Source organism: Rhodococcus sp. JCM 9793, assembly GCF_055380405.1.
In genome coordinates this window covers 5,894,484-5,915,486 of record NZ_AP043721.1, presented here as the reverse complement: position 1 = coordinate 5,915,486, position 21,003 = coordinate 5,894,484, and the positions used below count along the sequence as shown (strand labels likewise).

At 65.3% G+C, this 21,003-nt stretch carries 22 protein-coding genes; 8 read left to right on the top strand and 14 right to left on the bottom strand.

The features are described from left to right. The first annotated feature begins 41 nt into the window (after nucleotides 1-41). The 3 genes from ACZ46K_RS29505 (at nucleotide 42) to ACZ46K_RS29495 (ending at nucleotide 2,491) form a co-directional block, all read left to right on the top strand. Complete coding sequence (locus ACZ46K_RS29505; RefSeq protein ID WP_054804964.1) at nucleotides 42-701, top strand: TetR/AcrR family transcriptional regulator; 660 nt, start codon at nucleotides 42-44, stop codon at nucleotides 699-701. Nucleotides 702-803: 102 nt separating this feature from the next. Next, complete coding sequence (locus ACZ46K_RS29500) at nucleotides 804-1,580, top strand: SDR family oxidoreductase (protein ID WP_464746266.1); 777 nt, start codon at nucleotides 804-806, stop codon at nucleotides 1,578-1,580. After that, nucleotides 1,577-2,491 carry an SDR family oxidoreductase gene (locus ACZ46K_RS29495; protein ID WP_464746264.1) on the top strand — a complete coding sequence of 305 codons (915 nt, stop codon included), beginning with the start codon at nucleotides 1,577-1,579 and terminating at the stop codon, nucleotides 2,489-2,491. The genes ACZ46K_RS29500 and ACZ46K_RS29495 overlap by 4 nt, the downstream gene beginning before the upstream one ends. Nucleotides 2,492-2,541: 50 nt before the next feature. On the opposite strand, the gene ACZ46K_RS29490 is transcribed toward ACZ46K_RS29495, so the two are convergent. From ACZ46K_RS29490 to ACZ46K_RS29475, 4 genes are all read right to left on the bottom strand, one after another. After that, nucleotides 2,542-3,738 carry a low temperature requirement protein A gene (locus ACZ46K_RS29490; RefSeq protein WP_054804965.1) on the bottom strand — a complete coding sequence of 399 codons (1,197 nt, stop codon included), beginning with the start codon at nucleotides 3,736-3,738 and terminating at the stop codon, nucleotides 2,542-2,544. A 73-nt stretch (nucleotides 3,739-3,811) separates the two neighbouring features. Next, nucleotides 3,812-4,471, bottom strand: a complete 660-nt coding sequence (locus tag ACZ46K_RS29485) for a GNAT family N-acetyltransferase (protein ID WP_054804966.1) — start codon at nucleotides 4,469-4,471, stop codon at nucleotides 3,812-3,814. Between the two features lie 79 nt (nucleotides 4,472-4,550). Continuing rightward, the gene (locus ACZ46K_RS29480; RefSeq protein ID WP_054804967.1) at nucleotides 4,551-5,024 is read right to left on the bottom strand and encodes a nitroreductase family deazaflavin-dependent oxidoreductase; all 474 of its coding nucleotides are present in this window, start codon (nucleotides 5,022-5,024) and stop codon (nucleotides 4,551-4,553) included. Nucleotides 5,025-5,026: 2 nt separating this feature from the next. Further along, the gene (locus ACZ46K_RS29475; RefSeq protein WP_464746261.1) at nucleotides 5,027-6,190 is read right to left on the bottom strand and encodes a steroid 3-ketoacyl-CoA thiolase; all 1,164 of its coding nucleotides are present in this window, start codon (nucleotides 6,188-6,190) and stop codon (nucleotides 5,027-5,029) included. A 202-nt stretch (nucleotides 6,191-6,392) separates the two neighbouring features. On the opposite strand from ACZ46K_RS29475, the gene ACZ46K_RS29470 reads away from it, so the two are divergent. Continuing rightward, nucleotides 6,393-7,646, top strand: coding sequence for a cytochrome P450 (locus ACZ46K_RS29470; RefSeq protein WP_054810435.1), 1,254 nt, complete (start codon nucleotides 6,393-6,395; stop codon nucleotides 7,644-7,646). Between the two features lie 66 nt (nucleotides 7,647-7,712). Here the strand turns inward: ACZ46K_RS29470 and ACZ46K_RS29465 are convergent, their stop codons facing one another. The 9 genes from ACZ46K_RS29465 to ACZ46K_RS29425 all read right to left on the bottom strand — a co-directional run bounded on the left by ACZ46K_RS29465 (nucleotide 7,713) and on the right by ACZ46K_RS29425 (nucleotide 15,192). Continuing rightward, a complete protein-coding gene (locus ACZ46K_RS29465; protein ID WP_054804968.1) occupies nucleotides 7,713-8,657 on the bottom strand; it encodes a DUF1254 domain-containing protein in 945 nt (314 codons plus the stop codon). Between the two features lie 54 nt (nucleotides 8,658-8,711). Then, nucleotides 8,712-9,398: a YqeB family protein gene (locus tag ACZ46K_RS29460; RefSeq protein WP_054804969.1), complete on the bottom strand. Its 687-nt coding sequence runs from the start codon at nucleotides 9,396-9,398 to the stop codon at nucleotides 8,712-8,714. Further along, nucleotides 9,395-9,994, bottom strand: coding sequence for a TetR/AcrR family transcriptional regulator (locus ACZ46K_RS29455; protein WP_054804970.1), 600 nt, complete (start codon nucleotides 9,992-9,994; stop codon nucleotides 9,395-9,397). The genes ACZ46K_RS29460 and ACZ46K_RS29455 overlap by 4 nt, the downstream gene beginning before the upstream one ends. 72 nt (nucleotides 9,995-10,066) lie before the next feature. After that, complete coding sequence (locus tag ACZ46K_RS29450) at nucleotides 10,067-10,639, bottom strand: nucleotidyltransferase family protein (RefSeq protein ID WP_054810433.1); 573 nt, start codon at nucleotides 10,637-10,639, stop codon at nucleotides 10,067-10,069. 9 nt (nucleotides 10,640-10,648) lie between these two features. After that, nucleotides 10,649-11,062 carry a nuclear transport factor 2 family protein gene (locus tag ACZ46K_RS29445; protein WP_054810432.1) on the bottom strand — a complete coding sequence of 138 codons (414 nt, stop codon included), beginning with the start codon at nucleotides 11,060-11,062 and terminating at the stop codon, nucleotides 10,649-10,651. Next, on the bottom strand, nucleotides 11,059-11,955 hold the full coding sequence (locus ACZ46K_RS29440; protein WP_464749502.1) for a TIGR03619 family F420-dependent LLM class oxidoreductase: 897 nt from the start codon (nucleotides 11,953-11,955) through the stop codon (nucleotides 11,059-11,061). The genes ACZ46K_RS29445 and ACZ46K_RS29440 overlap by 4 nt, the downstream gene beginning before the upstream one ends. Before the next feature lie 12 nt (nucleotides 11,956-11,967). Further along, nucleotides 11,968-13,143 carry a thiolase domain-containing protein gene (locus ACZ46K_RS29435; protein ID WP_464746258.1) on the bottom strand — a complete coding sequence of 392 codons (1,176 nt, stop codon included), beginning with the start codon at nucleotides 13,141-13,143 and terminating at the stop codon, nucleotides 11,968-11,970. Continuing rightward, nucleotides 13,143-14,204: a thiolase domain-containing protein gene (locus ACZ46K_RS29430; protein ID WP_464746256.1), complete on the bottom strand. Its 1,062-nt coding sequence runs from the start codon at nucleotides 14,202-14,204 to the stop codon at nucleotides 13,143-13,145. Before ACZ46K_RS29430 ends, ACZ46K_RS29435 begins: the two co-directional genes overlap by 1 nt. Before the next feature lie 13 nt (nucleotides 14,205-14,217). Further along, a complete protein-coding gene (locus ACZ46K_RS29425; protein WP_054804972.1) occupies nucleotides 14,218-15,192 on the bottom strand; it encodes a Zn-ribbon domain-containing OB-fold protein in 975 nt (324 codons plus the stop codon). Nucleotides 15,193-15,282: 90 nt separating this feature from the next. Between ACZ46K_RS29425 and ACZ46K_RS29420 the strand changes: the two genes are divergently transcribed. Further along, nucleotides 15,283-16,320, top strand: a complete 1,038-nt coding sequence (locus ACZ46K_RS29420; protein WP_054810325.1) for an LLM class F420-dependent oxidoreductase — start codon at nucleotides 15,283-15,285, stop codon at nucleotides 16,318-16,320. 100 nt (nucleotides 16,321-16,420) lie between these two features. Next, nucleotides 16,421-17,290: a class II glutamine amidotransferase gene (locus ACZ46K_RS29415; RefSeq protein ID WP_054810326.1), complete on the top strand. Its 870-nt coding sequence runs from the start codon at nucleotides 16,421-16,423 to the stop codon at nucleotides 17,288-17,290. A 6-nt stretch (nucleotides 17,291-17,296) separates the two neighbouring features. Here ACZ46K_RS29415 and ACZ46K_RS29410 read toward each other — a convergent pair whose 3' ends face one another. Next, on the bottom strand, nucleotides 17,297-18,133 hold the full coding sequence (locus tag ACZ46K_RS29410; protein WP_054804973.1) for a crotonase/enoyl-CoA hydratase family protein: 837 nt from the start codon (nucleotides 18,131-18,133) through the stop codon (nucleotides 17,297-17,299). Nucleotides 18,134-18,211: 78 nt separating this feature from the next. On the opposite strand from ACZ46K_RS29410, the gene ACZ46K_RS29405 reads away from it, so the two are divergent. Further along, entirely contained in the window at nucleotides 18,212-19,882 is a 1,671-nt protein-coding gene (locus ACZ46K_RS29405; protein WP_464746254.1) for an acyl-CoA synthetase, read from the top strand. Between the two features lie 8 nt (nucleotides 19,883-19,890). Next, entirely contained in the window at nucleotides 19,891-21,003 is a 1,113-nt protein-coding gene (locus tag ACZ46K_RS29400; protein WP_464746252.1) for an NAD(P)H-dependent flavin oxidoreductase, read from the top strand.

Genomic DNA, 21,003 nt, shown 5'->3' with positions numbered 1-21,003 from the left:
TAATGGCAGTCAATGGCTTACCAGCAGAAAGGGTCTGGAGCATGGGAGGAACCTCCGTATCGCGGCCGGTTCGAGAGCGTAGTTCCGCCGATCTGGTCGAGACCGCGGAGCGGTTGTTCGCGGTGCACGGCATCGAGGGTGTGTCCTTACGCCAGATAGCCGTGGCGGCGGGGCATCGCAATCCCGCAGTCGTGCAATACCACTTCGGCTCGAAGTCGGCGTTACTGCAGGCCATCCTCGAGCATCGACTACCGGAGATAAACGCCGCGCGGCTCGAAATCCTCGACGGGCTCCGCCGTGACGGCCGGGCCGGAGAGTTGCGTGGCCTTGTCGAGTCGATGGCGCGGCCGCTACTCGATCTCGATCCGGCGAACAATCACTACGTCGAGTTCCTCTCGCGCTTGATGGCCCATCGTGAGGAACTCCGGATCGCATACAGCAGCACCGTCTCGCATGTTCTCAGCGCGCAGATCACCGCCGACGGGCTCAAAGCTGCGCTGACGCATCTGCCGCCGCGGTTGCGCGAGCACAGGTTCTCGATGGCCACCGAGCTGATGGTGCATGTCATCGCACACCAGCGTGCGAACGTCCACGACGATGAGAGCGACGGCCTCTCCCGAGCGGAGTTCGAGAGCGGTCTCTTCGACGCGATGGTGGGGTTGTTGTCGGCGCCGCACACCGCCGTGCCGCTGTCCGAGTAGTACCGGTCGTCGACTCCTGGGCCCGCGGTACCGAACCAAGCAATTGCTTGGTAAGTTGGGGGCGGCCCACAGCCGGGGCCACGGAAAAGACCCGGAGGCAGGATGGATCTCGGACTCGACGGCGCAGTAGTACTCGTCACCGGCGGCGTGCGCGGTGTCGGTGCGGGCATCACCAGGGTGTTTCTGCGTGCGGGCGCGACCGTCGTGACGTGCGCGCGCAACGAGCCGGAGAATGCGGTCGAGGTGGACGGCCGCGCCGCGGAATTCCTCGCGTGCGACGTCCGCGACGCAGATCAGGTCCACGCCATGGTGGCCACCATCGTCGAGCGACACGGACACCTCGATGCGCTCGTCAACAATGCCGGCGGCTCTCCGTACGCACTCGCGGCCGATGCGAGCCCGAAGTTCCACGCGAAGATCGTCGAACTCAACCTGCTCGCACCGCTGCTCGTCGCGCAGGCCGCGAACGCGGTCATGCAGACGCAGGACGGCGGCGGGTCGATCGTCAACATCTCGAGCGTCAGCGGGTCGCGCCCGTCGCCCGGCACCGCTGCATACGGCGCAGCGAAGGCCGGAATCGACAGTCTCGGAACATCTCTCGCGGTCGAGTGGGCACCGAAGGTGCGCGTCAACTCGGTGGTGGTGGGCATGGTGAACACCGAGCAGTCGCACCTGTTCTACGGCGACGACGACGGGATCGCCGCCGTCGGCGCGACCGTCCCGCTGGGACGGCTGGCCAGCCCCGACGACATCGGGAACTGCGCGGCCTTCCTGGCCTCACCGTTGTCGGCGTACGTCAGCGGATCGACATTGACCGTCCACGGCGGCGGTGAACGCCCTGCCTACATGGCAGCGGCCCGAACGAAGGAGACAAAGTGAGTGGACTGCTGGACGGACGCGTCGTCATCGTGACGGGTGCCGGGCGTGGGCTCGGTCGTGCCCACGCGCTGGCGTTCGCCGCCGAGGGCGCCAAGGTCGTCGTCAACGACATCGGTGTCGGTGGAGACGGCTCCGCGACCGGCGAATCGCCGGGCGAACTGGTCGTCGAGGAGATCCGTGCGGCAGGTGGCGAAGCCGTCGTCAACGGCGACGACGTCGCCGACTGGGCGGGCGCCGAGAACCTCGTCAAGACGGCGCTCGACAACTTCGGCCGCCTCGATGTGCTCGTCAACAATGCCGGCTTCCTGCGCGATCGCATGCTCGCGAACATGAGCGAACAGGAGTGGGACGCGGTGACCCGCGTGCACCTGAAGGGGCATTTCGCGCCGATGCGGCATGCGATGACCTACTGGCGTGCCGAGTCGAAGGCAGGCAACCCCGTCGACGCCCGCATCATCAACACCAGCTCCGGTGCCGGCCTGATGGGCAGCATCGGTCAGGGCAACTACGCCGCGGCCAAGGCCGGCATCGCGACTCTGACCATTCAGGCCGCCGCCGAGTTCGGTCGCTACGGCGTCACCGTCAATGCGATTGCGCCTTCCGCGCGGACCCGCATGACTGTCGGCGCGGGTGGCGCGATGGCCGAGATGATGGCGGCGCCCGAAGAAGGATTCGACGCGATGGCGCCCGAGAACGTCTCGCCCCTCGTCGTGTGGCTAGGCAGCAGCGAGTCGAAGGATGTCACCGGGCGGGTCTTCGAAACCGAAGGCGGCAAGGTGTCGCTGGCCGACGGCTGGCGTCACGGCGAGGCCGTCGACAAGGGCGACCGGTGGGATCCGAAGGAACTCGGACCGGTCGTCGAGAAGCTCATTGCCTCGTCCGAGCCGCCGACCCCGGTCTACGGCGCCTGAGAAGCTCCCGCTCCCGGTCTGTGCCGGAGAACACCGGGCCGGGAGCGGGTTCACCATCCCGAAGTCGATGTGTCCGTCGCCTTTGCCTCGGCCGAAGATGAACCGGCCGACGTCGCTACCAGCACTGCGACGAGTACTGCGATGAGCACTGCAGCCACCACCAGTGACGCTGGGGCCAGCGCACTCGCGCCGATGAGTACCGACAGGACGACGACGGCGATGCCGGTGCCCCGAGGCAGACGTCCGCGCATCGTCAGGAACCACGAGCCGAGCAGGAAGATCGCCACCGGCACCGTGAGCGTCGCGGCCGCGGTTGCCGCGGTGAGGCCCGTCGCATGAGTGTCGTGGTCGATCGCGACCTCGATGCCCGCGGAGAACGCACCTGCCGCCGCGAACACCACATAGTGCCCGTATCCGAACAGCAGTGCCGACGACATACCGGCAAGGACTCCTCCGTGCTCGGTGTGGAAGTACACCCACCACATGCCGCCCGCGAGCACCAGACCGCACACGGCGATGACGACGAGCGAACCGAGATGGTCGGTGTGCTCGACTGCGTCGACTATCGAGTTCGCCGATGCAAGGATCGATTCACCGAGGACGATCAGCGTGAACAAGCTGTATCGCTCGGCAATGTGCTCAGGATGCCACGGGGTGGCCCGGACACGCTCGGCGACAACCGGCACCGATAATTCCGCGGCGACGAGTACCAGGAACGATACGGTGCCCCATTCCTCGGGCAGTGCCAGGCGGAGCACCCACAAGATCTGCACGAGCGTCACACCGATCGCGTACCGCATCGCGGTCGGCCTCAGATCCGGGTCGGAACGCGCAGCCCGCAGCCACTGCGGGACCAGGGCGAGCCGCATCACGACATAACCGAGTGTCACGAGGGTGAAATCGCTGTCGGTCATCGCTGGCACGGTGCCCGCCGCGAGTACGAGGACGCCACCCATCTGGACGAGTGTGAGCAGCCGGTACAGCCAGTCGTCGGTGTCGAAGGCGCTCGCGAACCACGTGAAGTTGACCCACGCCCACCAGATCGCGAAGAACACCATGAGGTATGTGCCGACACCCGAGGCGATGTGCTCGGAGGACTCGCTCTGATGTAGTTGCGCCGACGCGAACGACACCGCGACAACGAACACGAGATCGAAGAACAACTCCAGCGGTGTCGCGACACGATGCTTCTCGTCGCGTCGTCGCGGCACCATAGGGCGAAGTTTGAGGAACGATCCGTCCGGCATGCGAGCTCCCTCCGTGGTGCGCGTTTCCGGTAGCCCTAGGTACCAGAAACGCGCACGGGCAGCGTAGCTGCGTCTACGCGGGAGTTCGGATGATCAGCGTCGAACCGGGGAAGTAGGCCGCGAGTTCGGTGCGGGCCTGCTTGAGGGTGGCTGTGCCGTAGCCCTGCTTGCGTGCCTCGGGGCGAACCCAGATCCGCACCTCTACCTCGTTGCCGCTGAGCTCGCCGAATGCGAAACCGATCTTCCTCGGTTCGTCGCCGGACAAGTCCTCTGCCACGAGCCACATGCCCGACTCGTCGTCCATCAGTACAGCGCCCTTGCGGCGCTCCGCCGCGACCGCCTCGTCGCTTCCATCGCCGAGCTGTTCGGCGCAACGCGCCTTCAGCAGCTCGATGTCGGCCGGATCCTCGCTGATCGGGCGCAATCGGAAGTGCTCGCCGGTCGCGTACGGGCGCGAATCCGTCGTCCACTTCACGACCGCGTCGAGGTCGTCCAGCTCGGCGCGGATCTTCTTACGTTCCGCCTTCGTCAACCGACCCAGCGGCAGGGCGAGGACGGCCTCCGCGCAGAAATCGGTGGTGTCGAGCAGCGACCCGATGGCGGCGATGGCGGCGGCACGATCGTCGCTCTCGACGATCGCGTCGAGCACCTCGTGACGACGTTCGAGCGCGCGCAACAGTGCGGCCGCGACCTCGCGGCGATCGAGGACCCGGTCGTGATTCGTGGTTGCCATCGCGTGACATCCCCTCTCGAGAGCATGGACAGTGCGCTTCCCAGTATCACCGTCCGCGGCGCTACGCGTGAAGGTGATGTCACTCGCAGACGACCACGGGGATGACACGATCGGTCCACGACTGATAGTTGTCGAAATCCGGATACATCGCCGTGAGTTTCGGCCAGTACCGTGCGCGTTCGGCATCTGTGGCGACCCGCGCCTTCAGCTGACGGATGTCGGATCGGATCTGGACCGTCACTTCGGGGTTCGCCACAATGTTGCGGAACCACAGCGGGTGCTTCGGCAGACCACCCTGAGACGCGACCAACAGCACCTTGCCGTCGTCCTCCAGGAACAGCAGGGGAGCGGTCCGCAGCTGCCCGGTCTTCCGGCCCGTGGTGGTGAGCAGGCACACCGGGATTCCCCACGGAAATGCGCTGCCCACCCGCCATTTTCCGCCGAGACGGCCGCCGGTGGCCCGATACAGCGCCACGTTCCCGCGCGACATCCACTTGATGATCGACGACGTCGCCTTCGAATCGAGTCCCTTCGGGGCCGCCTCGGTGCCCATGATCAGATGCGTTCGATGATGGTGCCGGTGGCGAGCGCGCCGCCCGCGCACATGGTGATCAGCGCCGTCGACGCGTCGCGCCGCTCGAGTTCGTGCAGCGCTGTCGTGATCAGCCGAGACCCCGTCGACCCGACCGGGTGACCGAGCGCGATCGCGCCGCCGTTGACGTTGACCTTGTCCATATCGGGCCCGTGGACCTGAGCCCACGACAGCAGCACCGACGCGAATGCCTCGTTGACCTCGAACAGGTCGAGGTCGCCGATGCTCATGCCGGACTTCTCGAGCACCTTCGACGTCGCCTGCACCGGGCCGTCGAGGTGGAACTCGGGCTCGGCGCCGACGAGTGCCTGCGAGACGATGCGTGCGCGCGGCTTCAGGCCCAGTGCCTTCGCCTTGTCCTCGTCCATCAGGAGCACAGCGGCCGCGCCGTCGGAGATCTGCGACGAGGTACCCGCGGTGTGGATACCGCCGTCGAGCACCGGCTTCAGCTTGGCCAAGGACTCGGGCGACGTGTCGCGCAGACCCTGGTCGCGGGTGACGGTCTGCTTCTCGCCGGTGTGGTTGCCTTCCTTGTCGACCACGGGCGCGACGACCTGCAGGACCTCACGTTCGAAACGGGCTTCGTCCCACGCCTGCTTCGCGAGCTGCTGGGAGCGCACGCCGAGGGCGTCGACGTCGTCGCGGGTGATGCCGCGGCGGCGGGCGATACGTTCGGCGGCCTCGAACTGGTTCGGCATGTCGATGTTCCACGACTCGGGCCGGCGCGGTCCGGCCTGATCGCCGACGTTGGCGCCGAGCGGCACCTGCGTCATCGCTTCGACACCGCATGCGATTCCGGCGTCGATGGCACCGGTCGCGATGAGGCCCGCGATCAGATGATTCGCCTGCTGTGCGGAGCCGCACTGGCAGTCGATCGTGGTGGCGCCGACCTGCCACGGGAGTCCGGCGTGGAGCCAGGCCGTGCGGGTGATGTTGTTGGACTGCGCGCCGGCCTGGGTGACACAGCCTCCGATGACCTGTTCGACGAGCGTCGGATCGATCCCGGACCGTTCGATCAGCCCACTTTGCGCTGCGCCGAGGATCTCGGCAGCGTGGAGGCCCGAGAGCCATCCACCGCGCTTGCCGATCGGGGTGCGTGCAGCCTCGACGATGACGGGTGTGCCCACAGCGGGCTCCTTTCTGTGTGCCCTCGCGGGGCAGCGTTCCTACCTCGGAAAATAGAACAGGTTATCGAGTGGTGCAAGAGGTGGTCTCGTTGTTCGGAAGCACGGTTTCCTTGGCGAGTCGCGTGTGCTGTGCTTCAATGATTCTAGAACGTGTTCCACATTACAGCGCGGGGTACCGCGCAAGGGCAGGAGAGGTTCAGTGGTGGCACAGCCCAACATCCCCGAAGGCATCGACTTCACAGATCCCGATCTTTTCGCGGAGCGTATGCCGTTCGAAGAATTCGCCGAACTGCGTAAGACGGCACCGGTCTGGTGGAACAAGAAGTCGCCGGATGTCAGCGGCTTCCACGACGAGGGCTTCTGGGTCGTGTCCCGCCACGAGGAGGTTCGCGAAGTCTCCCGCCGGAGCGATGTGTTCTCGAACTGGGAGAACACCGCGATTCCGCGTTTCAACGACGACATGCCGCGCGAGGCCATCGAACTTCAGCGCCACGTCCTGCTCAACAAGGACGCCCCCGAGCACACCAAGCTGCGCAAGTTGGTCGCGCGTGGCTTCACCCCCCGCGCGATCAACGGGCTGCGCGACGAATTGGACTCGCGGGCAAAGAAGATCGTTGCCGAAGCCTGCCAGGAAGGCGGGGGCGACTTCGTCACCCAGATCGCAGCCGAGCTGCCGCTGCAGGCCATCGCCGATCTCATCGGAGTTCCACAGGGCGATCGCGCGAAGATCTTCGAGTGGTCCAACCAGATGACCGGCTACGACGATCCCGACAACACCGCCGATCCGGCTGCGGCCTCGATGGAGGTCCTCGGATACGCATACCAGATGGCTGCCGAGCGCAAGGCGAACCCGGCCGACGACATCGTCACCGCCCTCATCGAAGCGGACATCGACGGCGACGAACTCGCACCCGAGGAATTCGGTTTCTTCTTCATCGTGCTCGCGGTCGCGGGCAACGAGACCACCCGCAACGCCATTTCGCACGGCATGGCGGCGTTCCTGGACAATCCCGAGCAGTGGGAGATCTTCAAGCGCGATCGCCCGAAGACCGCTGCCGACGAGATCATCCGCTGGGCCACACCGGTCATCTCGTTCCAGCGCACCGCACTCGAGGACACCGAACTCGGTGGTCAGCCGATCAAGAAGGGCGACCGCGTCGTGATGCTGTACGCGTCGGCCAACAACGACGAAGAGGTCTTCGAGAATCCGCGCGAGTTCGATATTCTCCGAGATCCGAACCCGCACCTCGCATTCGGCGGAACCGGTGCGCACTACTGCCTCGGTGCCAACCTTGCCCGCATGGAAATCGATCTGATCTTCAATGCGATCGCCGACCACATTCCGGATATCAGCAAGATCTCCGACCCGCACCGTCTGCGGTCGGGATGGCTCAACGGCATCAAGGAGTTCCAGGTGGACTACAAGACGTCCGGTGGCTGCCCGGTCAAGCACTGACACAAGCGGTCACGTGGACCCCTGCTCCTTCGGGCGCGGGGGTCCGTGCGTGTTCACAGCATCGGTTCAGCTCTGCGCGGTGATGGTGGGGAACGTCCAGCGGCCGTCCACTATCTCTGCGCGTGGACGGTACAGGCGCACGAGGTAGTTCCAGCCCTCGGTGATGGGAATGACGTTGTTCTGCTCCGGACTCCCGCCGAACCGCACGGTGACCGAACCGTCGCCGTCGGTGACACCGGTGATGTTGTTGACGCTGTACGCGTGGCGTTCGTTCGGCTCGAAGAACCCGTCCGCGTTGTATACCGAAATCGACCAGAATCCGTCGACGGGCACATCGCGCACGGTCAGTTCGTACTCGCCGACCGGAAGTCGGGGATCGACGCCGATGTACGCGGCCTCCTCGGTCGGGAGCCCACCCCAGCCTGCTGCAGTACCGATCAGATGCCGAACTTCGTCGACAGTATCTCTGGCGCCGAATGTGTGGTCGAAGTCGGTGAGATTCCGCGCCAACGCGAGCAGCGCGTCGCGCGTCTCGTCCATGTTCTCTCGGTCGTAATCCGGTGAAGTGAACGGAGTCGACGATCCTGCGTCGATGCGGAACTGATCTTGCAGTGCGGCAACGGCGCGTACATCGTCGGAATCGGCAGGGTCGACGAGAATTCTGATTGCGACAGCGACATATGGTGTCGGGAAATCGCCGGCTGCGAGTCGGTACTCGCCCGGGTCGTGGAAGATCCGATCGACGTAGTGATCCTGGTCGACCACCATCACCGACACGTAGCGTTCTCCGGATTCGGGGACGGTGACGACCGCTCCGTCCGAGACGTCGACGATCGCAAAACTGTAGAGAGTGTCGCGATTCATCCGAATCACGGTTTGATTTTCGACTGCAGCGGGCTCTCGATTGTGCAGGAGCGTATTGATTCCTCCGGCGTCGCGCTGGAGATCGGCAAACATCCGATCCGTCTCCGCTCGGACGAAATTGTCGACGTTCACCCGCACCGGTGTCATTCCGGCAGCCTAGCCAACCGACGGTGTGACGCGGTGCGCTTTCGCGCGGTCTCGTCATTGCACCAGACGGTATTCCTGACGCTTGTCGCGGTCGCGCACGACGATACCGCGAGTCTGCAGCTTGTTGCGGAGTTCCTCGGCAGTGTTCGTCTCCTTGCGGGAGAGCGCATGGCGTCGTTCGCGAAGCAGGTCGTGAGCTTCGTCGTCGAGAGCGGGGTCACCGTCGACCCACCGAGAGAACTCGCCGCCGTGAAGTGACTTCTCGGTCCAGAAGTAACCGTGCTCGGTGAACGCGCGGCCGACGGCATCCTTGTCGAGATCGCCGGTGCCGCGCCGGGCGAGTTCGCGTCCGGTGATGTCGATGAGAACCAGGTCCTTGTCGTCGAGGTGAGCCTCGGCCACCTTGGACCGTGGCACAAACAGTCCGTCATCGTTCTGCTCGAGGAGCACGCCGTCGGAATCGACGGTGACGGTGAGGGATTCGCCGAGGGTGATCATGGCGAGGACGACGCCCCCGACGATCCCGAGGATTGTCAGGATCGGCAGCGACCACGCGGTCGTGAGTTCCGCGAGGAGCTCGACCGGTCCGGGGACCGACGGCAGGGTATCGACCGCCCAGCGGCAGAACGGGGGAGCGGCGAAGCCGAGCCCGATGCCGGCCAGGATGCACACCACCGCCACGACGGCGGGGATCACCCAGGAGACCGAGATCCTCGTTGCATCGTCACGCATCATCGTCATGATTTCTCTCCTCGGTGTCCGGTGAGATAGCGGTGGATGACCGTCCGCATGGTGTCGACGGGTGCTGTGGCGGCCGGATTGTCGGCGTAGAGGAATGCCGAGTCGGTGATTGCCCGGATCCAGGTGGAGGTCGCGTCCGGGTCGAGCGAAGGGTCGATCCGGTCGTGTGCGCGACGGAGGAGATCGCTGATCCCTCGGTTCACAATGGCATCCGTTTCTTCGAGGATCACGGCGAGTTGTGGGTCGTGAGCGACCTGTCGAATCACCTCGATCACGAGGCCCGCGGCGAGAGGGTCGGAAGCGGGTTCGACCAGCTCGGCGACGATGTCGAGTATCGCCGCGAGGGGATCCTCGGCATCGCGATAGCGTTCGATCATTTCCCTGGATTCCGGGAGGTCGCGCTCGAAGATAGCGCGGAAGACCCCGCGCTTGTCGCCGAAGTAGTGGAACACCGTGCCCGAGCTGACTCCTGCGGCCTTCGCGATCGCGGTCACTGGTGTTGCGTCGTAGCCGTGTTCGGCGAAGAGTGCGGCGGCAGCGTCGGTTATGGCGTTGCGGCGTTGGGCTTGCAGTTCAGGGTCGACGGTGCGGGCCATGAACCCAGCATAATAATTGATTGACTGGTAAGTCAATCAATTATTTCTGTGTCTGCGCCTACTTGAACGGATTCAGTTCAGCCGGTGCAGGTCGTCGACGGTGTCGACGTCGCCGGGATCCGCGAGACCAGAGCAGTCCAGCCGCCGGACACGGTCGCGATTACGTGAGAGGAACGAACGGGCGCCTTCGTCACCCGCTGCTTGCTGCGCCGCTGCCACTGCGTCGACCAGGTCGAAGACGACGGGATGGCCGGGGTGGTCGCCGAATACCGGCAGCGTCACGGTGCCGACCTCGTGTGCCATCAGAACCGTGTGTACGAGCTTGGCGTTGATGCCGGGGAAGTCCACAACAGTCAGTGCGATCACGTCAGCACCGGCTGCGGCATCCACCCCGCACTGCAGCGACGTCGACATGCCCTCTTCCCAGCGAGGATTGCGCACCAGGGTTGTGCCGGGCGGGCACACGGCGGCGACGTCGTCGGCGTACGCGCCGACGACCACGATCGTCTCGTCGCACCCGCCTTGTTCGAGAGCGTCGACGACGGAATGCAGCAGGGGACGGCCCCGATGGGGGAGCAGGGCTTTCGCCCGTCCACCCAAACGTGAGCCGTCCCCGGCTGCGAGGACGATCCCGGTGACAGTCATGCGCCGACTCTACTGGGCCGGACGCACCGTCTTCATGGCCCGATCCACTTCCCAGAATGCGCGCAGTGACGCGATCTTGCCGTCCTCGTTCACCCGGTACACGAATACACCCTCGGCGTCGATGATGTTGCCGGCCAGGGTGGTGCGAATGGTGCCGACGTTGACGCACTCGTTGCCGCACACCAGGACATCGTCGACGAGGAACTCGAGACTCTCGGTGTTCGCGATCGTCATGTCGTAGAACGCCGCGATCGCCTCACGTCCGTGATGGCCCTTGCCCTCCGGATCGAACCCCGACGGACCCACCGGATCCTCCACGCATCCGTCCTCGGCGAACAGCGCGAGCCACTCGTCCTTGCGTCTCGCACTTGCGGCCGTCTGCGATGCGCGCGCCGCGATGCGTGCGGGATGTTCCTCGCTCATGCCTTACCTTTCCCGTGGATGAACTTGTCTGCGCTGATGAACTTCTCGGCGAACTTCCGGAGCGACTCCTGCTTCGCTTCGAGCGGAGAGTCGAATCCATGGCCGTCGAAGATCCACGGCACGACGATGATGTCGGTGACTCCCGCATCGGCGAGCTCGGCGTAGCCGGACGAGCCGAACTTGTCGATGCACACCGTTTGGATCTCGAAAGGATCCTCGCTGCGGCCGTATTCGGTGCGCAGCGTCCGCAGGCGGTCGATCACCTGGACGAGATCGTCGAACTTGATCATTGCCGAGGTCCAGCCGTCGCTGACCTTCGCCGCGCGGCGAAGCGCCACTTCGGTATGGCCACCGACATACAGCGGAACCGGTTTACTGGGGGCGGGACTCATCTGGAGACGATCGAAATCGTAGAATTCACCGTGGTGCTCGACCATCCCGCCGCCGAGGATCAGCTTCAGCACGTCGATCATCTCGTCGACCCGCTTGCCGCGCCGAGCATAGGGTACGCCGCACCATTCGAATTCTTCTGGTGCCCAGCCAATCCCGACACCGAGCCCGAATCGGTTGTTCGTGAGATTCGCGACCGAACCGACCTGGCGGGCGAGCAGCACCGGATTGCGTGAGCCGAGTTTGAGTACCTGGGTGTAGAACTCGATCGTCGACGTAGCTGCCCCCATCGCAGCTGCGGCAATGAGCGGGTCCACCCAGGGTGTGTCGGCCGTCCACATCCGTGAACCGTCCGGAGTATACGGGTAGTCGACGGTCTGCTTCTCCATGTAGAACAGCGAATCCGGTAGGGCGATCGACGAGAACCCCGATTCCTCGGCGGTCTTGGCGATCCCCGCGAGCTGATCGAGTGGCGTCATTGCGACGCCGACGGTGAACTTCACCATGAGAGACCCCTAGTTCGTCGGCTTGTCGGACCCGACCACCCACATCGAGAAATACTGCGACCCACCGCCATACGCGTGACCGAGAGCCTTGCGTGCATCCTCGACCTGGTGGTCGCCGGCCTTTCCCATCACCTGGATTGCTGCTTCGGCGAAACGGATCATGCCCGACGCGCCGATCGGGTTCGACGACAGCACGCCACCCGACATGTTGACGGGAAGCTGTCCGCCGATCGCGGTTTCGCCTGCCTCCGTCAGCTTCCAGCCGCCTCCTTCCGGAGCGAAACCGAGGTTTTCGAGCCACATCGGCTCGAACCAGGAGAACGGGACATAGATCTCGGCGCAGTCGATCTCGGTGAGCGGATCGGTGATCCCCGCCTGTTTCCACAACGCCGCGGCCGCGATCCGGCCCGCCTCGGGGTTGACCTGGTCGCGACCCGCATAGGTGGTCGGTTCGGTGCGCATCGCGGTGGCGTGGATCCATGCGACGGTGCGCCCGGCAGCCTCGGCCGCGGCAGCGCTGTCTGCGTCGCCGAGGACTACAGCGCACGCCCCGTCCGACGACGGGCACGTTTCGTCGTAGCGGATGGGATCCCACAGCATCTGCGACGCCTGCACCTTCTCCAGGGTGATGTCGGACTGCTTGAGGTGGGCGTATGGGTTCTTCGCGCCGTTGAGACGGTCCTTCACGGCAACCATCGAGCCGACGTGTTCGGGTGCCCCGGAGCGGCGGATATACGAGCGGACGTGGGGTGCGAAGTACCCACCGGCACCCGCACCGACCGGCATCGTGAACGGCACCGGCGTGGACAGCGCCCACATCGCGTTGGATTCGGACTGCTTCTCCCACGCAACGGCGAGCACACGACGGTGGACACCGGCCTGGACGAGGCTCGTGGCCACATTGGCGGTGGAACCGCCGACCGAACCGGCGGTGTGCACGCGCAGCAGGGGCTTGCCGGTGGCGCCGATCGCGTCGGCCATCGTCAGTTCGGGCATCATCGCACCCTCGAACAGGTCGGGGGCCTTTCCGATCACGACGGCGTCGATGTCGTCCCAGCCCACATGGGCATCGGCCATCGCGCGGTCGATTGCTTCGCGGACGAGTCCTGCCATCGAGACGTCGTGCCGTTTTGCGACATAGTGGGTCTGTCCCGTTCCGAGGACTGCCGCAGGTTGCTTCGTCATCAGTTACGTCCCTCCAGAACGGCTACCAGATTCTGTTGCAGCACAGCGCCACCCGTCGCATGGGCGAGGGCCCTGCCGGCCTTCCCGTCCATGATTGCCTGGGCGGCGAAACCGATGCGTTCGAGACCGCCGGAGAACATCGGGTTCCCGGTCAGAGGGCCACCGGACGGATTGATCACGGTGGTGCCGTTCAATCCGATCTCTTCACGCAGGATCAACTCCTGGTGAGTGAAGGGCGCGTGCAGTTCGGCGATGTCGAAGGAGGTGTCGCCACGGGTGACGGCCTGCGCTGCGGCACGTGCCGACGGCGCGGTCGTCAGGTCAGCGGCACCGAAATTCGGGGAGTCGATGCGATGCTCGATTCCGGTGATCCAGGCGGGGTTCTCGCACAGTTCGCGTGCGCGGTCGCCGGATGCGAGGACGATCGCGGCGGCGCCGTCGGTGACCGGCGCGCAGTCGTGTGTGCGCAGCGGATCGGCGACGTACGGCTGCGCGAGCAACTCCTCGACGGTGACGTCGCCGCTGAGTTGTGCGTCGGGTCGGCTCTTCGCCGCGGCACGGGCCTGCACTGCGACCTCGGCCATCTGTTCGGCGGTCCACTTACCGGAGTCGAGTCCGATCCGCGCCTGCAGACCGGCGAGCGATACGGCGTCGAGACCGAGCGGTGCGACGAGATACGGATCGAGCTGCAGCGACAGGGTGCGCCGCAGCGTGCCGGCCGACGACTTGCCGAATCCGTACACGAGCGCGGTGTCGACCTCGCCGGTGATGAGCTTGACCCACGCTTCGTAGAGCGCCCACGCCGCGTCCATCTCGACGTGCGATTCGTTGATCGGGGGAACTGCACCGATCGCGTCGATGGCCGAGATGAAGGAGAACGAGCGGCCCGCGAGGTAGTCGGATGATCCGGAACACCAGAAACCGATGTCGGACTTGGTGATTCCGAGGTTCCCGTAGAGCTGCTGGAAGCAGGGCACGAGCATTTCGACACCGTTGGTGGTGCCGTGCGTTTCGCGGACGTGTGGAGCGTGCGCGAAGCCGACGACTGCAATGTCTGTCATGATTCCGCGGCTCCTAGAGGTGGTGTTTGAAGGTGTCGAAGTCGGCGTCGGGTTCGCCGGTGGGACGGAAGTATTCGATGTTCTTGAGGGTGTAGTCCCATTCCTCCCGCGGTCGCCACTTCGCTTCGACGCGCATACCCATGCGCACTTCCGCGGCATCGCACTCGAGGATCAGGTGGAGGAACGGGATGTCGGCTCCGTCGAGCAGCACGTAGGCCGCGACGTACGGAGGCTTGATCTGCTGACCCATGAACGGCACGTTGACGATACAGAATGTGGTGACGATGCCCTTGTCGGGCAACTCGACGTGCTCCTTGGTCGGAACGCCGTCGGTGGGGCTCGCACCGCGCGGCGGGACGTACACCTTGCCGCCGGGCCCGGTCCGCCCGCCGACGAGCTTGCCTTCCTTCAGTCCGCGCAGATACCACGACTCCTCGGGAGATGCAGTGTGCGTGTAGTGCAGATCGAGGGGAGTGGTGATGATCGTGACCGGTTCGGTGTCGGCGTCGGAAGCGGGTGCTGTCTCGGCCTCTCCTGGTTCGAACGCCACGATGTCGTGGATATCGCCCACCCGCTCGTCGGCCCATCGGACCCGTACCCGCAGGCCGGTCTCGATGTCGTCGGGAGAGGAGACGTCGACGGCGTGCAGGAGGGACGAGTCTGCGCCGTCGAGCCGGATCAGGGCCCACGCGAAGGGGCGGTCGAACGGTTGTCCGGGCAGCGGCTCGGGATTCCACGTCCAGCTCACCACGGTGCCGGTCTGTCCGACCTCGACGAAATCGACGAGCGGCTCGTGTGTGATCGCGTCGAATTCCGGGGGAGGGACGAGAACTCGGCCGTCCGAACTACGCGCACCGACGATCCGCCCGTCGCGCAATCCGGTGACGAATGCGCCGACGGTCGGCCCGGTGGATCGGGTGTAGTCGAACTGAAGATTCAACGGGGCTCTCAGTGGCGGCTCGACGACCGCGCTCTTTCCCAGGCTCACATCTTCGAGTAGAACAGGTTCTAATGTCGCTGGCAAGAGTAGCGTGTGAACAGCACGGTACGGTCAGTCGTCCGACCTGAAAGGCGTGCAATGAAACTGGGACTGCAACTGGGGTACTGGGGTGCGCAGCCGCCCACGAACGGACCGGAACTTGTTACTGCAGCGGAAGCCGCGGGCTTCGACGCGGTCTTCGCGGCCGAATCGTGGGGATCGGATGCCTTCACTCCGCTCTCATGGTGGGGCTCGGCAACCGAGCGAGTGCGGCTCGGCACCTCCGTCGTGCAGATCTCCGGACGAACCCCGACGAATTGCGCCATGCACGCACTCACGCTCGACCACCTCTCCGGCGGCCGGCACATCCTCGGCCTGGGTGTGTCCGGACCGCAGGTCGTCGAAGGCTGGTACGGGCAGCCGTTCGCCAAGCCGCTCGCCCGAACCCGTGAATACGTGTCGATCATCCGCGACGTCCTCGCGCGAAGAGAGCCGGTCACCAGTGCGGGCCCGCACTATCCGCTGCCGTACGACGGCGAAGGCGCGACCGGCCTCGGTAAGCCACTCAAGCCCATCACACATCCGCTCCGATCCGACATCCCGATCTGGCTCGGCGCCGAGGGCCCGAAGAACGTCGCGCTCACTGCGGAGATCGCCGACGGCTGGCTCGCGATCTACTACTCACCGCGCCTTGCCCCGATGTACGACGAATGGCTCGACGAAGGATTCGCCCGCCCGGGAGCGCGTCGCAGTCGCGAGGACTTCGAGATCGCGGCGACCTGCCAGGTGGTGGTGACCGACGACCGTGCGGCGACCATCGCCGGGATGAAGCCGGTGACGGCGCTCTACGTCGGCGGAATGGGTGCCCCCGAGTTGAACTTCCATGCGCAGGTCTACCGCCGCATGGGCTACGGCGACGTGGTCGACGAGGTCACCGAACTATTCCGTGCGGGTCGTAAGGACGAGGCAGCTGCAGCAATTCCCGACGACATGGTGACCGAGACGATGATCGTCGGCGACCATGACGAGGTTCGTGCGGGTGTGAAGCGGTGGGAGGATTCGGGGGTGACGATGCTCCTCGTGTCGTGCCGCGACGCCGAGCATGTGCAGTCTTTGGCCGAGGTAGTCCTGGACTGAGCGGCGTCCTTCGCCGGGTACCGGCCGTTTCCATCTCGCCGAATACGGGTTTCGCCTATCCTCGAGCCATCCGGAATATCCGTGACAAGGTGGGATTCGCATGTGCCGACTGTTCGGGCTCAGTGCCGCACCACACCGCGTACACGCGACCTTCTGGCTGCTCGAGGCCTCAGATTCGCTGGCCCGGCAGAGTCGACGCGAGCCCGACGGTACAGGGCTCGGTACGTTCACCGTCGGTGACGAACCGCTCGTGGAGAAGCAGCCGGTGGCCGCGTACGAGGATCGTGCGTTCGCCACGGAAGCGAAGGAGCGTTCGTCGCGGACGTTCCTCGCCCACATCCGGTACGCGTCGACCGGCGGCCTCGCCCCGCGCAACACTCACCCGTTCGAGCAGAACGGACGGTTGTTCGCGCACAACGGAGTTCTCGGCGATCTCGATCGGTTGGATGCGGAGCTCGGGCCGTACCGGGACCTCGTGCAGGGGGAGACGGATTCGGAGCGGTTCTTCGCGCTCGTCACCCGCCGCATCGATGAGCACGGCGGTGACGTGACCGCCGGACTCACCGCTGCAGCGGAGTGGGCCGCCGAGAACCTCCGGATCTTCGCCTTGAACGTCATCCTGACGACCGCAACCGAACTCTGGGCGTTGCGGTACCCGGACACTCACGAACTGTGGGTGCTCGAGCGCCCCAGCGGCGGCACTCAGGGCGGTCGCCACCTCGACCACGCCAGTGCTACCGGTACCGTGAGAGTCCGGTCAGGCCTTCTCGCGCAGTATCCGGCGGTGGTGGTGGCCAGCGAGAAGATGGACGAAGACCCACGGTGGTCGGCGATGAAGTCCGGGGAACTGTTGCACGTCGACGATCAGCTGCGCAGCACACGTTCCGTCGTGCTCGACGCGCCTCCGGCGCACCGGATTGCGCTCGACGAACTCGACGAGCAGGCGTCGGCCTCCCAGCGCGGGAAGTGAACCTGCTCAGGCGCCGGTGAACTTCGGGGCGCGTTTCTCGGCGAAGGCACGGGGCCCTTCCTTCGCGTCGGCGCTCTTGAACACGGCGGCGCCGAGCTCCGCGTCGATGCGGAACGCCTCCTCTTCGTGGAGTCCCTCGGAGCGGCGGATGGTTTCGAGGATCGCCTGCACCGCGACCGGTCCGTTGGCGGAAATCACCTCGGCGATCTCGAGGGCCTTGTCGAGGGCCTGACCGTCTGGGACGACGTGCCCGATGAGCCCGATCTCCTTGGCTTCGGGCGCTTTCAGGTGACGACCGGTGAGCAGGATGTCGGCGGCGATCGTGTATGGGATCTGGCGGACGAGGCGTACTGCCGAGCCGCCGAGCGGGAAGAGCCCCCACTTCGCCTCGGACACACCGAATTTTGCGCTCTCGCCGGCCACCCGAATGTCGGTGGCCTGGAGGATCTCGGTGCCGCCTGCGATGGCGGGGCCCTCGACTGCAGCGATGAGGGGCTTCTTCAACCGGCGGCCCTTGAGCAGCGCGGGCAGCCGTGACAGGTCCCAGCCCCCACCTTCGAACTTGTCGCCGGGTGCGGACTTGTTCATGTCCTTGAGGTCGGCACCCGCGCAGAATGCTCCGCCCGCTCCGGTGAGGATCGCGACACGGATGCCGGGATCGTTGTCGACGCGGTCCCAGGCCTCGCTCATGATCGCCATCATCTCGCCCGACAGGGCATTTCGTGCTTCAGGGCGATTCATCGTGACGATCAGGGTGTGCCCGCGTTGCTCGACGAGGCAGTGCGGAGCGCGCTCCGAAATATTCGAAGGTTCGGCAGCGCCGGTGGGGGCGGTAGGGGCCACTGGAAACTCCTGAAGGGTTGTGAACTGGATCTCAATTCCGGTCTTGTCAGAAACGATAACACGTTCTATTTTGATGACGTGGCCCTAAATATCGCAGACCTCGTAGAGCACGCCATCGACCTCGTCCCCGACCGCGTCGCACTCGCGTCGGACGGTCACGAACTCACCTACGCGCAGCTGGAGGATCGGACCAACCGCCTCGGTCACTACCTGCGTGAACAGGGAGTCAAGCCGGGCGACAAGGTGGGGATCTATTCGCGCAACACCATCGAGGCCGTCGAGGCCATGGTCGCGGTGTTCAAGATCCGTGCCGTGATGGTCAACATCAACTTCAGGTACGTCGAGAACGAGTTGCAGCACATCTTCGAGGATTCGGACATGGTGGCGCTCATCCACGAGCGTCAGTACACCGACAAAGTCGCGAATGTACTGCCGACGACGCCGCTCGTGAAGACGGTCCTCGTCGTCGACGACGACACCGAGCTCGACTACTCCGGATACGGCGCAGTCGACTACGAGCAGGCGCTCGCCCAGAGTTCACCGGAGCGCGATTTCGAGGAGCGCAGCCCCGACGACCTCTACATGCTCTACACAGGCGGCACGACCGGTAAGCCGAAGGGCGTGATGTGGCGCCAGGAAGACGTGTGGCGCGTCCTCGGCGGCGGCATCAACTTCCTCACCGGCGAGTATGTGGCCGACGAGTGGGAACTCGCCAAGACCGGCGCCGCCAACCCTGCGATGGTGCGATTCCCGATTCCGCCGATGATTCACGGTGGCGCACAGTGGGCGCTCTTCCAGGCGTTGTTCGGTGGCGGCAAGCTGGTCATGCACCCCGAGTTCGACGGCCACGACACGCTGCGCGTCATCGAGGAACACAAGGTCAACGTCATCTTCATCACCGGCGACGCGATGGGTCGACCCATGATCGATGCGCTCGAGCAGGGGAACCCGAAAACCGGTAAGCCGTACGACCTCTCGTCGATGTACTTCATGGGCTCGAGTGCGGCACTGTTCTCCCCGGCGCTCAAGGAGCGATTCCTCGAGCTCCTCCCGAACTGCATGATCACCGATTCCATCGGCTCTTCCGAGACCGGCTTCTCCGGTATCGGCGTGGTTCAGAAGGGGCAGGCCCACGTCGGTGCCCCCACTGTGAAGATCGACGCGTCCACCGACGTGATCGACGAGGACGGCACACCCCTGCAGCCGGGCGACGGCAAGGTCGGTCTGCTTGCTCGCAAGGGGCACATCCCGATCGGGTACTACAACGACGAAGCGAAAACGGCGGCGACGTTCCGCGAGTACAACGGCGTGCGGTACTCCATCCCGGGCGACTACGCGCAGGTCGAGGCCGACGGCACGGTGACGATGCTCGGCCGTGGCTCGGCATCGATCAACAGCGGTGGCGAGAAGATATACCCCGAGGAGGTCGAGGCCGCCCTCAAGGGACACCCAGACGTGTTCGACGTCCTCGTCGTGGGTGTCCCTGACGAGCGATTCGGTCAGGGCGTTGCTGCGGTCGTCGCGGGGCGCCCCGGCACTCGCCCCGATCTGGCCGAACTCGTCCAGCAAGCCCGCGGCTCGATCGCGGGATACAAGGTGCCGCGGAGTCTCTGGCTCGTCGACGAGGTCAAGCGTTCACCGGCGGGTAAGCCCGACTACCGCTGGGCGAAGGAGCAGACCGAATCCCGCCCGGCAGACGACATCTACAGCAACGGCACCGCCGACAACGCCGCCGCCGCAGCAGGATAAGGACCGTCATGCAGACCGATCTCAGCAAGAAGTTCGGCATCGAGTACCCGATCTTCGGGTTCACACCGTCCGAACACGTCGCAGCGGCCATCAGCCGGGCCGGTGGCCTCGGAGTGCTGGGCTGCGTCCGGTTCAACGATGCCGAAGAGCTCGACGCGGTCCTCACCTGGATGGACGAGAACACCGACGGCAAACCGTACGGTGTCGATATCGTGATGCCGGCGAAAGTGCCCACCGAGGGTACGGCCGTCGACCTCGACAGCCTCATCCCGGCGGAACACCGAGCGTTCGTCGACCGCACGCTCACGGAGCTGGGAGTGCCACCGCTCGGCGACGACGCCGAACACGCCACCGGTGTGCTGGGCTGGCTGCATTCGGTCGCACGTTCCCACGTCGATGTGGCGCTCGAACATCGCCCCGCGCTCATCGCCAACGCTCTCGGATCACCTCCGAAGGACGTCATCGATCTCGCACACGAGAAGGGTGTGCCGGTCGCGGCTCTGGCGGGTGCCGTCGACCATGCGAAACGACATGTCGAGAACGGCGTCGACATCGTCATCGCCCAGGGCTACGAGGCCGGTGGCCACACCGGTGAGGTTGCGTCGATGGTGTTGTGGCCGGAGATCGTCGATGCCATCGGGGATTCCGCGGCTGTTCTCGCCGCGGGCGGTGTGGGTTCGGGTCGGCAGGTTGCTGCAGCGCTCGCACTCGGTGCCTCCGGTGTGTGGATGGGTTCGTACTGGTTGACGACCTCCGAGTACAAGCTCGGCTCGGCGGCCAACGGGCCGTCCTCGATCCAGCGGGCGCTGCTCGGCGCGACCTCGTCCGACACCGTCCGCTCGCGCATCTACTCCGGCAAACCGGCCAGGCTGCTCAAGACGAAGTGGACCGAGGCGTGGTCGAAGCCCGACGCGCCGTCGCCGTTGCCCATGCCGTTGCAGAACATCCTCGTCAGCGAGGCGCACCAGCGTATCTCGGCAGGAGATGACCCCGAAGTCGTGGCGATGCCGGTCGGTCAGATCGTCGGACGGATGAACGAGATCCGTCCCGTCGCGGAGATCATGGCCGAACTCGTCGACGGCTACGATCAGGCGGTCGAGCGCCTGAACCAGGCGAGGTAG